We start from the raw sequence: 16,918 nt of genomic DNA, 5'->3' as shown, positions 1-16,918 counted from the left end.
TCGGGATCGGAGACCGTGGGCGGCGGGCTGTCCTTGTCCGGGAGTGCTGCCGCCCACGGGCATAGCTACTGACCGTTGAAGTGGTTGCGCTTGAACGTCGCCTTGCGGATGTGGAAGGTGTTGCCGCCGCCCGTGGGGCGGGTGCTGAAGATCTGCACGGCGATCCACCCGCCGAAGATCACAGCCGCCAGGACGATGAGCTGAGTGATCAGCGCGGTGAGTGCGGTGATGAACGTGGTCAGCAGCAGCAGTCCGCCGCACACGGCGAGGAACCCGACGCCTCCGAGAGCGACGTTCACCGCCGTGCGGGACACGACCGGCCGGATGGCGACCGGGTCGGGCTGCGTGGGGCTGACGGCGTAGCCGGTGACGACGCGGCCGTCCGGCAGGACGACGCTCGCCACGGCCGGGATCGCCCCGGGCTGCACCGGCAGGAGCGGCGCCGCGTGAACGGGCGCGAGCGGGGTGGGGTAGTGGACTTCCACGGCCGCCGTGTCGCGTGCGGCCGGGTTGCGGGTGGGTTCGTTCATGGTCGTTGTCTCCTCTCAGTTGCCGAGTGCGGCGAGGGCTTCGGCGGACGCCTGCACGACGTTGTGGATGGGCTCGTACGCGCCGGTCCCGGCGGCGAAGAACCCGAACAGGAACAGGACCAGGGCGGCGCCGCCGCCGGCGGACTTGGTCTTGACGGCGAATGCGGAGGCGGCGCCGAAGAGCAGGACGGCGGAGATGTTGAGGATCATCGGAAGCCTTCCGGGCGAGGGGTGTCGGTGCCGGCGCGGTAGATGCGCGCCCAGCGGTTGTAGAGCCAGCGGCCGACGCGTATGCGCTTGCCGGTGGCCTTGCAGCGACGGCAGTCCTTGCCGCGCTTGAGCCGTCCCTTGCGGTCGGTCTTGAGGGCGTGGCCCATGCCACGGCACTTGCGGCAGTCGCCGAACGGCGAGGCCGCACACAGCCCGCCGTAACCGAGCGTGACGGTGAGCAGGCAGGCGATAGCAAGGAGGATGGAGGTCATGAGGGGCCCTCCGGGCGGGATTCGGGGGTTTCCGCAGGTGGGCCGCTATCCGCTAGCGGCCTGATCAACGCAGGTTTGCAGTGCTAGCGGGGCCGCTAACGTTAGCGGGGCGTGCCGCTATCGTTAGCGACCCCGAAGGTCAGCCCGCGTCCCGCTTTCCGTCACGCTCCGCAATCGCGGTCGTGATGTGGGAGCGGTCGATGCCGCGCCGGTTGACGACCTTTCCGTCCACCCGGCGGCCGACCTGGATGGTGGCGATGCCGTGCGGCTTGAGCGCGGCGGCGAGCGCGTCGGGCTCCCATCCGTCGTAGACGTCCGGGCGCAGTTCGGCGAGCCTGGCCACCACGGTTTCGGACCACTCCTTGGCCTGCGCTGCGGGGACGACGGCGAGGATGTCGGCGAGCAGGTCGTAGGACGGCCCGGTCACCGCCTCCGCGCTCTCGCCGGCCGCGTAGCCGGTGAGCAGGCCCGACTTCTCGCGGACCTTGCGGGCGCGGGCCGCGATGAGGTCGGCGCCGGGGCCGTCGACGTAGACGGAGGAGACGATCCGGGCGTCGGCACCCTCGCCCACGAAGTAGTGGATGCCCTTGTCTCCCCAGGCGAACATGGTGGCCCGCACGCCGCGCTTGTAGGCGGACGTGCCCAGCACCATGTCGTTCTCGGTCTGGCCCATGACCTTCAGGCACCAGCGGGCCACCGCGTTGGCGGAGATGCCGGTGGGCAGCGACTTGGCGTCCGGGCGCTGCGTGGCCAGCAGCAGCACGATTCCGGTGGCGGGGCCGCGCTTGACCAGGTCGGTGGCGATCTCCTCGAACTCCTTGCCGTGCTCGGGGTGCTCGAACAGCACCTGGCACTCATCCACCCCCACGACGATCGGGTGCAGACCGAGAGACCGCTTGTCGGCGAGTGCGCTGGTCACCTTGTTCTCCGGGCAGATGTCCCGGGGCAGGGAGCGGATGACCTTGACCCGGCGCCGCAGTTCCTCGCGCAGGGCGCGGAAGTCGGCGAGGGCGTAGCCGATGGCCTCGTCGTCGTCGCCGGCCGCGTGCCGGTGCGAGACGGCGTCGCCGACCGGGTCGAGGTCGCCGGTGCCCTTCATGTCGTAGGTGTGTAGTTCCGCCCGCGGGTCCAGGGCGGCGATGAGCAGCAGCAGACGCAGCAGGAACGTCTTGCCCATGCGCGGGATCGCGCCGATGATGCCGGCGATGAACATCAGGGTGATGTCGACCCAGCGTCCGCGCTGGTCGGTGCCGAACGCGACCGGCTTGAACAGGTCGACCGTCCCGGCCTTGGCCAGCGGCCATGCCGGCTTCTTGGCCTTGTTCATGTCCTGGTCGCCCACCCACAGCACCAGGTGCCCGGGGTGCTCCTCCGACGCCGCTTCCGGCCACACGCAGCCCAGCGGGCGGCGCAGACCGGAGGCGAGCCGGTCGCGACGGTCCATCACGTCCGCGACCGTCACGCCGAAGGGCAGGTTGCCCTGCGCCCGCCAACCGGGGCCGTCGCGGGTGATCGGGGCCGTGAACTCGAACCCGTCCCGCCCCTTGGCCTGAGCCTGGTTGATCGCCGTAATGCCCAGCGCACCGAGCGCCCGCAGCACGATGTCACTGGTGAGTTTCGTGGCCTTGGGCAGCTCCACCGCCCGGTGGACGATCGGCGCGTCCGCCTTGCGGCCGACCGCCCCGAGCGCCATCACGAGCGCGGTCACGGACACGGCCTGAAGCCAGTCCGGGGCGAGCACGTACAGGGCCAGCGCCGTACCAAGTCCGATGAACATCCCCAGCACGGTGACCAGGGTGCGCAGCCGCACGCGTCCGTCACGCTGCCGCGACAGCTTGAGGTACTCGGCTGCGTCCTCGCGGCGGACGGCGGCGAGGCGGACGGGTTCGCCCTCGCGGTCGGCTGCCCACCGCATCGTTCCTCCGACGAACCGGGCGGCGCCGGTCGGGGCCTGAAAGGCGAGCCGCGCGGCGTAGACCGGGGTGCGAAGTGCGTGGTACCCGGCCGTGTGGGCGTAGTGGCGGGCCACCCATGCCGATGCTGTCTTGAGTTCCGCCAGGGAGCGCAGCCACGCCGGGACGACCGGACGGCGCTGCGCGGCGGCGAGCCGACCGAGGTAGCCCGGACCGGCCGCCTTCAACGTCGGCGAGTCGACCGACACGCGCGCGGTCGGGTCGGCCGACTCCGAACCCGACTCACCCGGGCGGGAGTCGGCCGACCGGTCGGCACCGGGTCGGGAGGCCGGGTCTGTCGACTCTGCGCGGGCGGATCGGGCCTTGTCCAGGTCGACCACCTCGCCGTGCGAGTCGGCCGCCATGTCGGCTTCGAGCCGGTTGAAGAGTTCGTTCTCGTCGTCGGGGTGCTTCACTGAACGTCCCTTCCAAGGGGAGGAAAGGCAGGGTCCGTCCGTCGCTGTAGGAGGTGGGCGGACGGACCCCGCCGGATCGTGGTGCTACGGGGGGTGGCATGGGCATATCCGAGTCCAGGACGCGGCCGTGCAAGTGGTGCGGCCAGCCAGTGCCGCAGCCACAGAGTCGGTGGCGAAGGCGACGCTTTTGCAGCAAGGCACACCGCCGCAAAAAGCGAATCCTGGAAGCCGTCCTGAACTTCCTCGACAGCCTGTAGATCACGCGGCGCGCTGTCCCTCGGGGTAGGCGCAGGGCACGCACATGCCGAGGGACGGCGGGACTACATATCCGGCGTCGCGGCGGCACTTGGGGCACACGCGGCGGGCGGCATTGGCCTTTTCCAGGGCCGCCCACCTCGCGGGCGTCATGGGCCGAACCGGCTTGGCCAGCTCGACCCGGTACAGGTAGGCGACCAGCGGACCGCGTCGGCGGCGTGGCCGTTCGAGCTGCGCTGCTACGCCTTGACCACCGGGGCGCAGGTTGCGCGCTCGGAGTTGGCGGCGGGTGGCGTATCCGTCCGGGGCGAGGTGCCATCGGTAGACCGGCAGGGTGCTCATGCGGCGCCGCGTCGTCCGGGACGGCGTCCGGCGACCGACCCCAGCAGGCGCCCCAGACGGGCCCTGCGGGGACCGGACCGGCCGGACCGCTTGGCCGCGTACATGGCCTCATCTGCGCGGCGCAGGAGCGCGGACAGGGCCTCGCCCGGGTGGTCGACGGCCCGTACCCATCCGAGGGACACCGTGGTGTGCACGTCGGGGTTGGTGTCGAGCGGTCGGGCCAGGACGCGGGAGAGAGTGTGCAGCCCGTCGGCCATGGTGCCGTCGCGGTCGACGACGACGGCGGCGAATTCGTCCCCACCGAGCCGTCCCACGACACCGCCTGGCGTGGTGCCGTGGGTGAGGCGGGTGGCGATTGTGGCGAGCAGGACGTCACCGGCGGCGTGGCCGTGGGTGTCGTTGATCTGCTTGAAGTGGTCGACGTCCGCGAGCACAACCACGGCGCGCGGGTCGCGCAGCAGGCGGCGGGCCCGCCGAGTGAACGCATCCCGCGTCCACAGTCCGGTCAGCGGGTCACGGCGGGCCGTGGTCAGCCGTCCGTGCAGCCACCGGGCGTGTATCGCCCATCCAAGGGCGGGTGGCAGGGCCGGTAAGAGCGCGGCGAGGGTGTTCACGGCGTCACCGCCGTGGTGGCGCGTTCGGCGAGCAGGGCGTCACGCAGCATGCGGGCGTTCGCCGGCGAGGTACGCAGGGCCCGGCGGATGCCCTCCCCGGTCACCTCCGCGTCCGGGAGACCGGCCACGGCCTTGCGCGCTTCCGCCATGAGCTGTTCAGGAGTGCGTCGGGTGCGGGTCGACTTGGCGGCGACCGGGACACGGCCCGTCGCACGACGTGGGGCGGTCGACGCGGCCGGGACCGAACGGGCGGGGGCCGGGGCGATCGGGACCAGCTTCACCGCCGGGACAACGGCGGGCATCGGCTTCATGCCGGTGCCCGACTTGCCGAGGTCAACCGGCGCCGGGTCGGGGACCGCAAGCCGCGTCAGGACGACCGTCGGCGGGGTCGATACAGGCAGATCAGAGGTAGACCCTTCTCGACTACTTCCGGTAAGTTCCTCCGCATTTGTGACCGGGGAGGAATCGAGGACCGCAGAGCCGAACATCGAGGCGAGGGCAGCATCGGCGCCGCCGGTGATCCGGTCGCGCTGAACGTCGAGCAGCCTCGATCCCAACGCCGTGTCCCCGACCCCGACTTTGCGGGCGAGGCGCCACGACTTGCGCTCCGACCACCTCTTGACCCAATCGCTCGGGTGGTGGACGGCGCGGGCGCGGTGGTAGGCGAGGGCCTGGACGATGTCGGCGGTGCGCCGCTCGTTCTCCGCGTCGCGGCCGTCGGTGTGCACGACAATCCGGCGGGCGAGGAACGCCATGCCCTCAGCCGACACGGACATGCCCATCGGGGTCAGCGCGTAGACGACCGTGCGGCCCGGGTCCGGCGCGGCCATGGCGCCCATGACAGCGGCGGCGGCCGGCAACGCCCACAGCCCGGCCCGCACGACGCGGGGTGAGGACTGGCCCAGCATGGTCAGTCCCAGCAGGACCAGGGCGAGCACGGCCGTGGCACCCTCACCGGCGCCGAGGGCACCGAGCGCGGTCCCCGTGCCGTAGGCGTGGCCGATGTTGCTGTAGGTGCCGATACCCCCGACCACGCCCGTGGCGAGCATGGGCACAAACGCGGCCGTGAGTACGCCGATCTGAACCCTGGTCAGAGACTTGCGGTCCGCGTTCATGCCGCCTCCCCCGCCTCGGTGCGGTGACCGCGAGCGGCCCGCAGGAACGGCACCGTGTGGGTCAGCGCGTCGGCGTACAGGGCGTCCCAACCGGCGATCTCGTCACCGCTGGCCGCCTCCTCTCGCAGGTCGGCGAGGATGTCACGGGCCGCGTCCTCACGGGCGGCACGCTCATCGTCCGTCTCGGGCTCCAGCGGGCCCCGGAACAGGTCGATGTCGATACCGAGCGCCAGTTCAGCGAACTCGGTGTCGCCGTGCGCTTCCTGGCCGGCGACGAAGTTGCGCATACGCATGGTGGGTCTCTCCTTGATGCGTCGGGATGGCGCGGGGCGGTCGGCTGTCCTGTCCGGGAGTGCGACCGCCCCGCGATGGGGTGATGAGTGAGGGGGGCGTCTAGCGCTGGACGACGTCCTTGTCCAGGTCGCGGTGACGGACGCTTACCTGGTAGCCGACGGCCGTCAGCCGCTCGGCGAGCGCGTCGGCGAACGTCGGGGCCCGGTGTCGGCCGCCCGCGCACCCGTCGGCGACGGTCACTGACCCGGCGCTCGGGCCGGACGCGAACGCGTCGACCGCGACGGCGGTGGCCTCCACCAGGTCAGTGATGCCGGGCGTGCCCAGCACCGCAGTCCGTACCGGCTCGTCGTCCGCGGTCATGTACCGCAGCGCCGGCGAGACATGCGGGTCACGGAAGTGGTGCCGCAGATCGATCGTGAGGTGAGCGGCGGGCGGGGCGTCGTGCAGGTAGCCGAACGAGACGATCTCGATGGTGCTCATGCAGACTCCAGGCGAAGAGGACGGACGATGCGTGCCCCGGCCAGGAGTCGAACCCGGCCTGGGACCATCGGGGCTTCCAGGTCAGCGGCCCCGGCGCTCCAGCTCGCGAGCAATGTCGTTCTGCGCGTTGATCGCGCTGAGCGTGTTGTGGCCCCCGGCGCGCTCGCGGGTGATCAGGTCGTACTCACGCTTCAGGTCGCCGCTGGTGCGGTCCTTGTTCCGGTCGGCGGAGGCGGCGGCGGAGGCGCTGTTACGGAATCGCATGAGGTTCTCCTCTTGGGGTGTGAGTGGCCGCCCGCTGGTCAGCGGGAGTGCCCCGGCCCGCATTCGAGGCGTAGACCCGAGATCGGCCGGGCCGGGGATGTAGCGGCTAAGCCGCTGAAGGTTCTTCGGAAGCCGGATCACACATGCCGTCGCCGCCCCGAAGCGCGGATCAGGGCAGGTCACCCGGCCCGACATAGGCGGTCGGGGTGGTGACCCGCACCCATCGACCACCCGTGTTCAGGTGGCTGGGTCAGCACTCTGTTGAGTTCTCAAAGAACGAACGCTGCCTTCGTACTCGCCCCCTCGGGCTTTCCTCCGGACGTGGTTGCAGTACCTGTTTTACAGGTACTGCATGGGGTCCCGTCAAGTGCAGCGACGGAACCTCTGGGCTTTGCGCCTGGACTTCTTGGCGCACCATCAGAATCGCCCCAGGTCACGGGACTTGGTTACCTCGCGCGTGGACACCTCAAGGACGTCTGAGTACCTTCAAGAGGTCCCTAGACGTCCCACCGGGGGTACAGATGTCCAACGAGCGCTTGCGGTCTGCTTTGTTAGCCAGCGGCATGACGGTTCAGGCACTGGCCGAAGAGATCGACGTCAACCCGAAGACCGTCGAACGCTGGATCACGAAGGGGAAGGTTCCGTATCGGCGACACCAGTACGCGACGGCCGCAGCGCTCAAGGTAGACGTCACAACGCTGTGGGACGACGACCGGGCCGTTGAGAGCGCGGCGGACCTGACGAAAGCTGAGATCGTCACGATCTACCCGCATCGGCACACGGTGCCGTCCGGCCTCTGGCGAGAGATCTATGGGCGGGCCCAACGGAACGTGGACGTGCTCGTCTACTCCGGGCTCTTCCTGTCTGAGGACCCGGTTTTTCACGACCTCGCCAAGGCGAAGGTTGAGGCAGGCGCCCGGGTGCGCATCCTGCTCGGGGACCCCGACTGTGCGGCAGTCGAGCAGCGCGGCCTAGACGAGGGACATCGGATCATGGGCGGCAAGATTCGGAACGCCCTACTGCACTACCGCCCGCTCATGAAGAGTCATCCCGACATCGGGGTCCGGCTGCATGATTCCACGCTCTACAACTCCATCTACCGGTCCGATGACGAGATGCTCGTGAACCCCCACGTCTATGGCATCGGCGCGTACATGGCCCCGGTCCTGCATCTACGCCGTCTGCCCGGCGGCGGGCTGTTCGACACGTACGCGAATAGCCTCGAACACACCTGGGACAATGCCCGGCCGATCACAGATCAAGACATCGCAAGCATCACAGGAGCCTGACCATGGGACGCATTGACTACCTGCATGACCCCGATGCCCCGCCGGCCAACTCGGTGGTGCCGTCCGTCGTTGCGTTCGTGCAGAACGATGCGGGACAGGTGCTGATGATCCAGCGGTCCGACAACGGCCGGTGGGCACTGCCCGGCGGTGGCCACGACGTCGGCGAGTCCATCAGTGACACCGTGGTCCGCGAGGTCTGGGAGGAGACCGGAATCAGGGCCGAAGTCGTCGACATGGCCGGGATCTATACCGACCCCGGCCACGTGATGCAGTACGACGACGGCGAGGTCCGGCAGCAGTTCAGCATCTGTTTCCGCGCGCGTCCGGTCGGGGGCGAGGTGCGCACGAGCAATGAGACGACTCAAGTCCGATGGGTCGCCCCATCGGACCTGTCGAAGCTAGACGTCCACCCCACCATGCGGCTCCGGATCGAGCACGCGATGGACCGGACACGCATGGCCCCTTACGTCGGCTGACGCTTCTCGGCAGCGACGCGTTCGAGCACGCGTGAAGTGCTCGCGAGGATCTCCGGTTCAGCTCGGCGGATGAACGTCCCGATCAGGCTGTCCGGCCCGTACCGGCCAGCAATCTCGTTGATCCGGTCCACTGGATTGGTGGGCACCCCGTCCGGGGTCGTGTTCATGTCGCAGTAGCACAGCGCGTCATTGAGGTGCGCGCGCTCGCGCGGAAACTCGGCTTCAAGTTCCTCGCGCAGCCCCCGGGCTTCTGCTTCCATCCACGAACAGGAATGGTGAGCCACCAGGTTCACAACCCGCTCGTCGGCGTGCACGATGTCGCGAAGGTAGCGGGCCCCGTCGAGCGGGTGGAAACCGGTCTTGGCGAGGTCGGGTGCGTAGCCGATGTCGTGCAGCACGGCCGCAGCTTCAAGCAACTCGGCATCTTCCCCGAGGATGAGCGCGATGGTGCGCGCCCGCTCGGCCACTCCGAGGCAATGCTTCCAGCGACGCGGCAGCGGCTCGGCCAGCAGGGACTCAGCCAGGGGATAGGCCCATTCCGTAAGTTCCGACAAGCTACGAACGCTCCTCTCGATTCGGCACGGTGCGGACCGTCCGCACCCTGCCCTGCCCTTCGCTCGCCAGTACGCCAGCGGCCTCAAGCTTGTCGAGAGCTTTGGTCACGGTGGGACGTGAGACTCCGAACCGCTCGGCCAAGACAGACGCACTCGGAAACGCTGCCCCGGCTTCCAGGTATTCATCCGTAATGATGTCCGCGAACCGCTGTTCCAACGGCCGGCGGTCGACTGGCTCACCGGCCCGTACGACTCGGAACCGCCCCCCTGGCACGGGTTCGGCAACGCCGTCTTTCTGGAGAGCGCCGAAGGCACGGAGCGCGACCCCACGCGAGATCTTGTGTTCGCGCATGAGTTCTGGGGCAGACGGAAGCACCGTCATCTCGGGGTCCGCCTCGATTTGGGCTTTCACCGCTTCAGCGACCTGCAAGTACGTATCTCGCGGACTGGCCTGCGGCACGTAGCCTCCTCTTCGCCAACGACTGTTGCGATGCCCTCCCTAGCTTCCCATGCCAGATGCGACCAGCCGCTCCCTGGTCGGCCAACCCAGTCATGACGGGGCTCTCTCGGTCCCCGGCTCGTCCGCACTCTGCACGTCTCGGTCCGCGAAGTGCAGGCATGCGCGTATCAGGAACCAGAAAGAAAGATCCCCTTACCTCTTTCTCTGCACATTCGAGATCGAGCCGTTTTTAATCTCTGCAATCAAGCGTGTCGCTTTATCAATGCATTTCGGATCCAAGTCGCAAATGTCGCGCAGGATCGAAATGCGCCTCAGTGCGTCGATGCTTTGATCCCGACTCGCCGCCCACATAACCCGCAGCGCCACGTTCTTTTGTTCCGGAAAGGTCCGGGCCATGTGACGCGCTTGAAGCGAACGCCCTGAAAGCGATATCTCCGAATCCATCAGTATGCTCATGTGCCCCTCAATAGCCAGATCCCTTTCCCGCAGCGCAGCAAGTTGATTACAAGCCTTTGCTCTATCGCTCAACATTCCATACGGATGTGACGCTTTAGCAAGTTCAAGGAGCTCCCTTTTCATCAAATCTGACTTCCAGTTCAAGCGAGCCAGGATACCCAGAAGCTCCGCCTTGTCGCTGAGCGAGAAGTCGGACTGATCGCCCATCGCTACCAGCGCCTCACACACTTCTTCCCTGAATTCCGGGAAGGAGTGGGCAAGGGAGAATCCTTTACGCATTCGCGCTTGATAGGAAAGATGGTCGGCCAGCACCTCAGCCCGCACCTTCAACGGGTCCATCCCTGCTTTCTTCTGCTCCTCTATATAGTCCGCCAGTCGAGCCAGGTCGACAGTTGAGTTGCCAGAGCTAGCCCGGATGTACCTGTTCCTGGCAAGTACGATGCTTGCTCCAGCGTTCCTATTTCGCTGCTGAGGACGAGGTCGCGCTTTAGCGGCCAATCGGTCGTAAAGATGGGTGTACAAAGTGCCCATATCCAGATTACTCAGAGCATCCTCGCAACCTTCATCAAGCAGGGACAAAAATTCACCGGTGAATGCCGTGTAGTGATCTCCGGGTGGCGCCAAGGCCGTCTTGGTTTCCGCAGCTGCTGTGAGAATGTAGCTACCTTCAACCTCTGAACGTGTGGCGAGATCGACGGAATGATTCATTGAACCAACCATCGCCCTGCCACTGAAGCAGCAATCCAGGATGATTAGCTTCCTCGGCGCCTTCCGGGCAGAGAGAATAGCCATGCGCACGTCATCGAATCGGATCGCGGAATGAGGTCTGCGAGGGTGAGTATCAGGAACTGCTAACAGGAGATCGTCACTATGTGGAGACGTTAACCCGTGACCTGCAAAGTAAAATATGAGCGTGTCCGTGCAGCCTTCTGCCGCATCATAAGTGAAATCGAGAACTTCTGCCGGACTCTTCGGCTGCTCAATCACCCGCAGGACACTAGATGATATTCCGCAAATATTCGGATCAGTTAGGGCCCCAGCTATCCCGGAGAGGTTATTCCTAACCGCTGGAAGATCTTCAAAATGGCGATATTCAGCCGATCCGACCAAAACGACCCTAGACCCCTCCGGATCTGGAAGGCTACTCACGCGACTAGCCTACCTCTGACCAAATCGCTCTATGACGTCTCGGAGTTGACTGTCCGTAAGGTTCTGTATCTGCATCGTTTCCCCGTCTCTCTCAATCGTGATGCGAAGAGATGTATCACCACCTTGCCCACTGCTGCGCCAGGTTAGGTACGCAAGCACCAGGCTGGCGAGGGTGCCGACTTGCTCAGTCACAGCAAGTACTGTTTCTAGCCCACCCGACATGGCACCCGGATGCGCCTCACCCTGCACCAGACTTACTGTCGCTGCGGAAACATCGCTATCTCGAAGGAGCCACTTGTAGAAAGAAGCGAGCGGTTCGCTTTCCTCGCCGCTGCTCGATTCCGCCCTGAGGTACATGCTGCGTGCCGCATCCATGCCGCAATGCTATGGCCCGCCACCTCGATTGGTAGCTACTTCTCCACACGATCACCCAATGACACGGTAAGTCTTATCTATGCATTTAAGATGCATAGATGCCTTCCATGTAAATTTGTCCGCATGTGTAGCCATGCAAGATAGTTCGGGCGAGGCGTCCGGGGGCACTCACAGTCGGACAAGAGACGGCCAAGTGCCTGTCGACTCCCGCCTCTTGACCTACGGGGCTCAGGGCAGCGCGCCGCCATGAGCCCCACCCGTCTCATTTTCCGTCTCGTTCACCGCCGTACGCGACCGTTCGAGGCCGTTCACTCCGCCCTGGTGGGGCAGTGCCCACACGGGAATGAACGCCGGTGAACCCCTCCGCATCAAGCCCTGACCAGCACCGACAAACCTGCAAAGCGAGGTACGTGGGTTCAATTCCCGCCACGGCCTCTGACTGGCCTGACCAGGCAGAACGAGAGGGCGGCACTCCTTCGGGGTGCCGCCCTCTCGGTCGTCGGCCTGTCGTCGGCCTGTCGTCAGCCTGCGGAGCAGAGGCCGCCGTCCGGGCAGAACATCACCCAGGTGAAGTTGTAGCCGGTCCGGATGGTGACGGGGTTCGGTGTGGGGCCGTCGTTGATGTAGGAACCCGAGTCGGGGGTGGCGGTGAAGGTGACCGTCGTGCCGACCTCGAAGCTCGCGGTACAGGTGCCGGTCGGGTAGGGCTGCGGTTCGGGGTCGGCCTCGTACGGATCCCACGCCGTCTGGTGGCAGTTGATGCCGGCGGGCTGGCTGGTGATGGTGCCGCCGCCCCAGCCGTCGCTGACCCACGCGGACAGTTGAGCGGTGGACTGGGCCTGAACCGGTGCGACGGAGGCGATCGCGGCGGCCGTGGCGAGTGCGGTGACGATGCCCGTCGCGCGCCAGGCGCCCTTTCTGTTCTTCGTCATGGAAGGCTCCCTCGGATCGAACCATGCCGACCCCCTACGACCAGCCTATTCGCCCCCTCGGGTGTGTGCTACGGGAGCGGGTGGCCGGCCGCACCGTACCCTTCCGGACCGTCGACGGCCGCCGGGCGGGTCACCGACGGCCGCGACCCGGCCCTCTGGGCCGTGCGTCTCAGCTCTCGGCCGTGCGCCTCAGCTCTCGTCCAACCGTGCTTCCTCCGGTGCTTCCGCCAGGTCCAGTTGGGCCTGCACCCGCCTGATCAGCGCGTGAACGTGCCGCATGTCGAGCGGAGTTCGCCCCAGCGCGGTCCGGAGCTCTCGCAGGTCGTGCCGCAGGGCACCCCGCCTCGGAGCTCGGTGCCAGCAGATCAAGCCGGTCCAGCAGACCAGCGAGCGCCTCCGAGAGCGCTGTCCGGCAACTCTCTTCGGCCCTGGTCAGGGGCCCGTTTCCCCGGTCGGCCATGTCCAGCGGCGGGGACTCCCACGGCGGTTCGACCGGAAGGGAACGCTTCCCATAGGACCACCGGATCCATCGGCATGGGTCGGCCTCGTCGATCCGCCGGCGCACCCGTCGCCCCGGCAACACTCACCTTTCCGTTCCCCCGATTTAACCTACGACCCCTTAACAAGCCCCTCTCTACGCGCGTAACTTGAGCCGACTCCCCCACACCGCCATCGGCCGTACACGACGTACGAGGAGACCTCCAGCGTGTCCAGACCCGTAGGAAACAGACCCCGCCGTGCCGCCTACGCGCTCATATCCGTGGGTGTGGCGAGCGCGTTCGCCATCACCTCGCTGCCCGCCGCCTACGCGACGCCGTCCGCCACCGCGGTGATCTCCGAGGTGTACGGCGGTGGCGGCAACTCGGGGGCCACCCTGACCCGGGACTTCGTCGAGCTGGGCAACGCGGGGTCGGCGGCCTATGACCTGGCCGGGTACAGCGTGCAGTACCTGCCGGGTGCGCCGTCGGCGTCCTCGCTGTGGCAGGTGACCGCGCTGAACGGGTCCGTCGCCCCCGGCGGGCGCTTCCTCGTCGCCGAGGCCGCCGGGACCGGGGGGAGCACCGCGCTGCCCACCGCCGACGCCACCGGGTCGGTCGCCATGAGCGCCACCAGCGGCACCATCGCGCTCGTCTCCGGCACCACCGCCCTGACGTGCAAGACCGCCGCCGACTGCGCCGCCGACGGCCGGATCGTCGACCTGGTCGGCTACGGCAGCGCCCTCGTACGGGAGGGCAGCGGGCCGGCCACCGGGGCCTCGAACACCGCCGCCGTCGCGCGGGGCGCCGCCCTGGGCGACACCGACGACAACGCCGCCGATCTTTCGGCCGGAACCCCCTCACCCGTCAACTCCGCCGGACAGACGCCCGGTTCGGGGGACGGCGGCGGGGACGGCGGCGGCGATCCGACCACGCCCGGCACCGTCCGCGTCCACGACATCCAGGGCACCACCCGGCTCTCCCCGCTCGCCGGGCAGACCGTCACCCGGGTGCCGGGCATCGTCACCGGGGTGCGGACCACCGGGTCCAAGGGGTACTGGATCCAGGATCCGGCCGCGGACGCCGACTCCCGCACCAGCGAGGGCGTGTTCGTGTACACCGGGTCCGCCACACCCACCGTCGGCGTCGGCGACTCCGTGCTGGTCAGCGGCAAGGTCAGCGAGTACTACCCGAGCAGCACCAGCCAGTCGGTCACCGAGCTCACCGCTCCGACCGCGACCGTGCTGTCCAGCGGCAACGCGCTGCCCGCCGCCGTCACCGTGGACGCCACCAGCGTCCCCGCCGCGTACATCCCCACCGCCGGTGGCGGCAGCATCGAGTCGTCGGCCCTCGAACCGGCCGTGTACGCCCAGGACTTCTACGAGTCGGCGGAGGGGATGCGGGTCGCGTTCTCCGACGCCCGTGTCGTCGGCGCGAGCGACGCGTACGGCGAGCTGTGGGTGACCGTCAAGCCGGACGAGAACGCCACGACCCGCGGCGGGACGCTCTACTCCTCCTACGACCAGCCGAACACCGGCCGGCTGGAGGTCATGTCGCTCGACACCACCGCCTCCTTCCCCTCCGCCGACGTCGGCGACGAACTGTCCGGCACCACCACCGGACCGCTCGACTACTCGACCTACGGCGGCTACAACGTCCAGGCCACGCAGCTCGGCACCCTGGTCGACAACGGGCTGAAGCCGGAGGTGACCCGGCGGCAGAAGGGCGACGAGCTCGCGGTCGCCACGTACAACGTGGAGAACCTGGACGCGCTGGATGCCCAGGAGAAGATCGACCGGCTCGCGCACGGTGTCGCGGTCAACCTCAACTCCCCCGATGTCGTCGCCCTGGAGGAGATCCAGGACGACAACGGCGCCACCAACGACGGCACCGTCACCTCCGAGGCCACCCTGAAGCGGTTCACCGACGCCATCCGCGCCGCCGGCGGCCCCCGCTACCAGTGGCGTTACATCGCCCCCACCGACAACCAGGACGGCGGCGAGCCCGGCGGCAACATCCGTCAGGTCTTCCTCTTCAACCCCAAGCGGGTCTCCTTCACCGACCGGGCCGGCGGTGACGCCGTCACGGCCACCAGCGTGGTGAAGACCAGGAAGGGCGCGAAGCTCACCGCCTCCCCCGGGCGCATCGACCCGGCCTCCGACGCCTGGGACAACAGCCGCAAGCCGCTGGTCGGCGAGTTCGTCTTCCACGGTGAGACGGTCTTCGTGATCGCCAATCACTTCACCTCCAAGGGCGGCGACCAGCCGCTGCACGGCCGCTACCAGCCGCCGTCGCGCAGCTCCGAGACCCAGCGCCAGGCGCAGGCGGCCGAGGTGAACACCTTCGTCAAGTCCCTGCTCGCGGCGGACCGGAACGCCAAGACCGTGGTGCTCGGCGACCTCAACGACTACGAGTTCTCCCAGACCGTCACCACGCTCACCGACGGCAAGGTGCTCAAGCCGCTGATCACCACCCTGCCGGCCGCCGAGCGGTACACCTACGTCTACGACGGCAACTCGCAGACCCTGGACCACATCCTCACGAGCCCGGCCGTCACGCACTACGACTACGACGTGGTGCACATCAACGCCGAGTTCGCCGACCAGGCCAGCGATCACGACCCGCAGGTCGTACGGATCGACGTCAGCCGGTGCCGCAGGGGCTGACCGCGTAGCCGGAAGGCCGGTGCGGGCGCGGGGCTACGCGTACAGGCCCCCGCCCGCCTCGTCCTCGAAGACGCCCGGCCAGTACCGCCGGCCGTCGTCCGTGGGGACGGCCGGCACCGGGGTCGGGTCGCAGGCGACGGGGTCGACCGCGGCCAGGGTGCGGGACATCGTCTCGGCGAGCTGGTCGTAGGCCTCGGTCAGCCGGTGCACCGCGTCCAGGGCCCGCTCACGGCGTATCAGCCAGAGGGTGAACGCCAGCGTCGAGATGTCGGCGTTGAGCGGGCGCAGGCCGAGGTCCGTCTCGCTCCAGCTCAGCACCGCGCCCGTGGCGCCGTCGACGACCAGGCTGGTGTCCTCGAGGAGATGGCCCAGGCGGATCAGCCGGTCCGCGTTCGCGGGCAGCAGTTCCTCGGTGAGGACACCGCCGCGGTCGTCCGCGTAGTACTCGGCGAGGGTCTGCAGCGGCATGTCCGTCTCCAGCGAGAACCAGACGACCTGTTCCGGCAGGCCCACCTCGCGCAGGAAGCGGCGGGTCGGGGCGTGCGTCAGCGCCCTCGGGCAGTCGACGTCCTCGAAGCGGACGACCTCGCCGGAGCCGAACTCCTCGTCCAGGAGCCGGACCGGCAGATCCAGGGCCAGGCCGGACGCCGTGCCCGGGCCCGCCACCAGGGCCAGCGGGCGGATCACCGCGGCCAGCTTCCAGAAGGGGCCGGACGCGCCGCCCGTGTCCTTCGCGCCCTCCTCGAAGACGGCCAGCAGCTGCCGTGACGCCTGCGCCACCGCCTTCGGCCCGAGCCGGCTCGCGTAGCAGGCGAACTGGCCGCGCAGGGCCGCCAGTTCGTCCACCGCCGTCGCGAAGCGCACCAGCTTCTCCAGGGAGGGCGCGAGCGGGCGGAGGTCCATCAGGTCGGGGCGGTCGTGCAGGAAGTACGTCGTGGAGATCTCGCCCGTCATCCCGTCGAGCAGGACGGACTCCGTCTCCCGGCCGTCGGCGCCCAGGAGTCCGCCTATCACCAGCCGGTCGCGCAGCTCCGCCGCCAGGCGGCCGTCGGGGTCGCCCGTGGAGTCCCCGACCGTGCGCAGGCCGTCCGTGCGCAGCGCCTCGAAGGTCAGCAGGCCGGCGTCGCCCGGAGTCGCGGGCAGACCGGGGCCGGTGAGCCAGCGGCGCGTCGGCGCGTGCGTGACGTACGGGTACAGCTCGGCCTCGGTGAAGATGATCGTCGTCGTGGCGGTGGTGGTCCTGGTCGTGCCCATCGGGTCCCCCGTGCGGAAAGTTGCGTGCGCCGTCCCACTGCTCCGCAGCCTATGCGGCACCACTGACAACGGCTCTGACCAGCGACA

General features: G+C 68.2%; 19 protein-coding genes. 3 read left to right on the top strand and 16 right to left on the bottom strand.

The window, feature by feature from the left end:
• Window positions 1–65 precede the first annotated feature (65 nt).
• The 10 genes from OG933_RS26760 to OG933_RS26715 all read right to left on the bottom strand — a co-directional run bounded on the left by OG933_RS26760 (window position 66) and on the right by OG933_RS26715 (window position 6,744).
• Complete coding sequence (locus tag OG933_RS26760; RefSeq protein WP_405629209.1) at window positions 66–530, bottom strand: hypothetical protein; 465 nt, start codon at window positions 528–530, stop codon at window positions 66–68.
• 15 nt (window positions 531–545) lie between these two features.
• Complete coding sequence (locus OG933_RS26755) at window positions 546–740, bottom strand: hypothetical protein (RefSeq protein ID WP_200726460.1); 195 nt, start codon at window positions 738–740, stop codon at window positions 546–548.
• Window positions 737–1,012, bottom strand: coding sequence for a hypothetical protein (locus OG933_RS26750; protein WP_405629207.1), 276 nt, complete (start codon window positions 1,010–1,012; stop codon window positions 737–739). Before OG933_RS26750 ends, OG933_RS26755 begins: the two co-directional genes overlap by 4 nt.
• A gap of 139 nt (window positions 1,013–1,151) precedes the next feature.
• Entirely contained in the window at window positions 1,152–3,380 is a 2,229-nt protein-coding gene (locus tag OG933_RS26745; RefSeq protein ID WP_405629206.1) for a cell division protein FtsK, read from the bottom strand.
• Window positions 3,381–3,638: 258 nt separating this feature from the next.
• Window positions 3,639–3,977: an RRQRL motif-containing zinc-binding protein gene (locus OG933_RS26740; protein WP_405629205.1), complete on the bottom strand. Its 339-nt coding sequence runs from the start codon at window positions 3,975–3,977 to the stop codon at window positions 3,639–3,641.
• Window positions 3,974–4,591 (bottom strand): GGDEF domain-containing protein, encoded by a 618-nt coding sequence (locus OG933_RS26735; protein ID WP_405629203.1) that lies wholly within the window; start codon window positions 4,589–4,591, stop codon window positions 3,974–3,976. The genes OG933_RS26740 and OG933_RS26735 overlap by 4 nt, the downstream gene beginning before the upstream one ends.
• Window positions 4,588–5,706 carry a conjugal transfer protein gene (locus tag OG933_RS26730; protein WP_405629201.1) on the bottom strand — a complete coding sequence of 373 codons (1,119 nt, stop codon included), beginning with the start codon at window positions 5,704–5,706 and terminating at the stop codon, window positions 4,588–4,590. The genes OG933_RS26735 and OG933_RS26730 overlap by 4 nt, the downstream gene beginning before the upstream one ends.
• The gene (locus OG933_RS26725; RefSeq protein ID WP_405633527.1) at window positions 5,703–5,993 is read right to left on the bottom strand and encodes a hypothetical protein; all 291 of its coding nucleotides are present in this window, start codon (window positions 5,991–5,993) and stop codon (window positions 5,703–5,705) included. The genes OG933_RS26730 and OG933_RS26725 overlap by 4 nt, the downstream gene beginning before the upstream one ends.
• A gap of 106 nt (window positions 5,994–6,099) precedes the next feature.
• Window positions 6,100–6,480 (bottom strand): RNase adapter RapZ, encoded by a 381-nt coding sequence (locus OG933_RS26720; protein ID WP_267019660.1) that lies wholly within the window; start codon window positions 6,478–6,480, stop codon window positions 6,100–6,102.
• A gap of 81 nt (window positions 6,481–6,561) precedes the next feature.
• On the bottom strand, window positions 6,562–6,744 hold the full coding sequence (locus OG933_RS26715) for a hypothetical protein (RefSeq protein WP_405629199.1): 183 nt from the start codon (window positions 6,742–6,744) through the stop codon (window positions 6,562–6,564).
• Between the two features lie 521 nt (window positions 6,745–7,265).
• Between OG933_RS26715 and OG933_RS26710 the strand changes: the two genes are divergently transcribed.
• Window positions 7,266–8,033: an XRE family transcriptional regulator gene (locus OG933_RS26710; RefSeq protein WP_267019658.1), complete on the top strand. Its 768-nt coding sequence runs from the start codon at window positions 7,266–7,268 to the stop codon at window positions 8,031–8,033.
• A 2-nt stretch (window positions 8,034–8,035) separates the two neighbouring features.
• Complete coding sequence (locus tag OG933_RS26705; RefSeq protein WP_405629198.1) at window positions 8,036–8,509, top strand: NUDIX domain-containing protein; 474 nt, start codon at window positions 8,036–8,038, stop codon at window positions 8,507–8,509.
• On the opposite strand, the gene OG933_RS26700 is transcribed toward OG933_RS26705, so the two are convergent.
• The 5 genes from OG933_RS26700 to OG933_RS26680 all read right to left on the bottom strand — a co-directional run bounded on the left by OG933_RS26700 (window position 8,497) and on the right by OG933_RS26680 (window position 12,435).
• Window positions 8,497–9,063, bottom strand: coding sequence for an HD domain-containing protein (locus tag OG933_RS26700; RefSeq protein WP_405629196.1), 567 nt, complete (start codon window positions 9,061–9,063; stop codon window positions 8,497–8,499). The two genes, OG933_RS26705 and OG933_RS26700, sit on opposite strands and share 13 nt — an antisense overlap.
• Before the next feature lies 1 nt (window position 9,064).
• Entirely contained in the window at window positions 9,065–9,523 is a 459-nt protein-coding gene (locus OG933_RS26695) for a GntR family transcriptional regulator (protein ID WP_405629195.1), read from the bottom strand.
• A gap of 192 nt (window positions 9,524–9,715) precedes the next feature.
• Window positions 9,716–11,128, bottom strand: coding sequence for a caspase domain-containing protein (locus OG933_RS26690; RefSeq protein ID WP_405629193.1), 1,413 nt, complete (start codon window positions 11,126–11,128; stop codon window positions 9,716–9,718).
• Window positions 11,129–11,137: 9 nt separating this feature from the next.
• On the bottom strand, window positions 11,138–11,485 hold the full coding sequence (locus tag OG933_RS26685) for a hypothetical protein (protein ID WP_405633525.1): 348 nt from the start codon (window positions 11,483–11,485) through the stop codon (window positions 11,138–11,140).
• A 539-nt stretch (window positions 11,486–12,024) separates the two neighbouring features.
• Complete coding sequence (locus OG933_RS26680) at window positions 12,025–12,435, bottom strand: hypothetical protein (protein WP_362522611.1); 411 nt, start codon at window positions 12,433–12,435, stop codon at window positions 12,025–12,027.
• A 760-nt stretch (window positions 12,436–13,195) separates the two neighbouring features.
• Between OG933_RS26680 and OG933_RS26675 the strand changes: the two genes are divergently transcribed.
• Window positions 13,196–15,577: a lamin tail domain-containing protein gene (locus tag OG933_RS26675; protein WP_405633523.1), complete on the top strand. Its 2,382-nt coding sequence runs from the start codon at window positions 13,196–13,198 to the stop codon at window positions 15,575–15,577.
• 33 nt (window positions 15,578–15,610) lie between these two features.
• Here the strand turns inward: OG933_RS26675 and OG933_RS26670 are convergent, their stop codons facing one another.
• Window positions 15,611–16,831, bottom strand: a complete 1,221-nt coding sequence (locus OG933_RS26670; RefSeq protein ID WP_405629191.1) for an SUKH-4 family immunity protein — start codon at window positions 16,829–16,831, stop codon at window positions 15,611–15,613.
• Between the last annotated feature and the right edge of the window lie 87 nt (window positions 16,832–16,918).

The sequence above is a fragment of the Streptomyces sp. NBC_00016 genome, from assembly GCF_045040885.1.
Classification (GTDB): Bacteria; Actinomycetota; Actinomycetes; order Streptomycetales; family Streptomycetaceae; genus Streptomyces; species Streptomyces coriariae.
Note: the sequence above shows the minus strand (reverse complement) of the source record. Positions and strands in the feature narration are given on the sequence as shown.

What these genes read in the sequence shown, in the direction of transcription:
- OG933_RS26720 (WP_267019660.1), bottom strand. Translation starts at nt 6,480, where the DNA reads ATGAGCACCATCGAGATCGTCTCGTTCGGCTACCTGCACGACGCCCCG.
- OG933_RS26685 (WP_405633525.1), bottom strand. Translation starts at nt 11,485, where the DNA reads ATGTACCTCAGGGCGGAATCGAGCAGCGGCGAGGAAAGCGAACCGCTC.
- OG933_RS26750 (WP_405629207.1), bottom strand. Translation starts at nt 1,012, where the DNA reads ATGACCTCCATCCTCCTTGCTATCGCCTGCCTGCTCACCGTCACGCTC.
- OG933_RS26710 (WP_267019658.1), top strand. Translation starts at nt 7,266, where the DNA reads ATGTCCAACGAGCGCTTGCGGTCTGCTTTGTTAGCCAGCGGCATGACG.
- OG933_RS26755 (WP_200726460.1), bottom strand. Translation starts at nt 740, where the DNA reads ATGATCCTCAACATCTCCGCCGTCCTGCTCTTCGGCGCCGCCTCCGCA.
- OG933_RS26730 (WP_405629201.1), bottom strand. Translation starts at nt 5,706, where the DNA reads ATGAACGCGGACCGCAAGTCTCTGACCAGGGTTCAGATCGGCGTACTC.
- OG933_RS26715 (WP_405629199.1), bottom strand. Translation starts at nt 6,744, where the DNA reads ATGCGATTCCGTAACAGCGCCTCCGCCGCCGCCTCCGCCGACCGGAAC.
- OG933_RS26670 (WP_405629191.1), bottom strand. Translation starts at nt 16,831, where the DNA reads ATGGGCACGACCAGGACCACCACCGCCACGACGACGATCATCTTCACC.
- OG933_RS26680 (WP_362522611.1), bottom strand. Translation starts at nt 12,435, where the DNA reads ATGACGAAGAACAGAAAGGGCGCCTGGCGCGCGACGGGCATCGTCACC.
- OG933_RS26705 (WP_405629198.1), top strand. Translation starts at nt 8,036, where the DNA reads ATGGGACGCATTGACTACCTGCATGACCCCGATGCCCCGCCGGCCAAC.
- OG933_RS26725 (WP_405633527.1), bottom strand. Translation starts at nt 5,993, where the DNA reads ATGCGCAACTTCGTCGCCGGCCAGGAAGCGCACGGCGACACCGAGTTC.
- OG933_RS26740 (WP_405629205.1), bottom strand. Translation starts at nt 3,977, where the DNA reads ATGAGCACCCTGCCGGTCTACCGATGGCACCTCGCCCCGGACGGATAC.
- OG933_RS26760 (WP_405629209.1), bottom strand. Translation starts at nt 530, where the DNA reads ATGAACGAACCCACCCGCAACCCGGCCGCACGCGACACGGCGGCCGTG.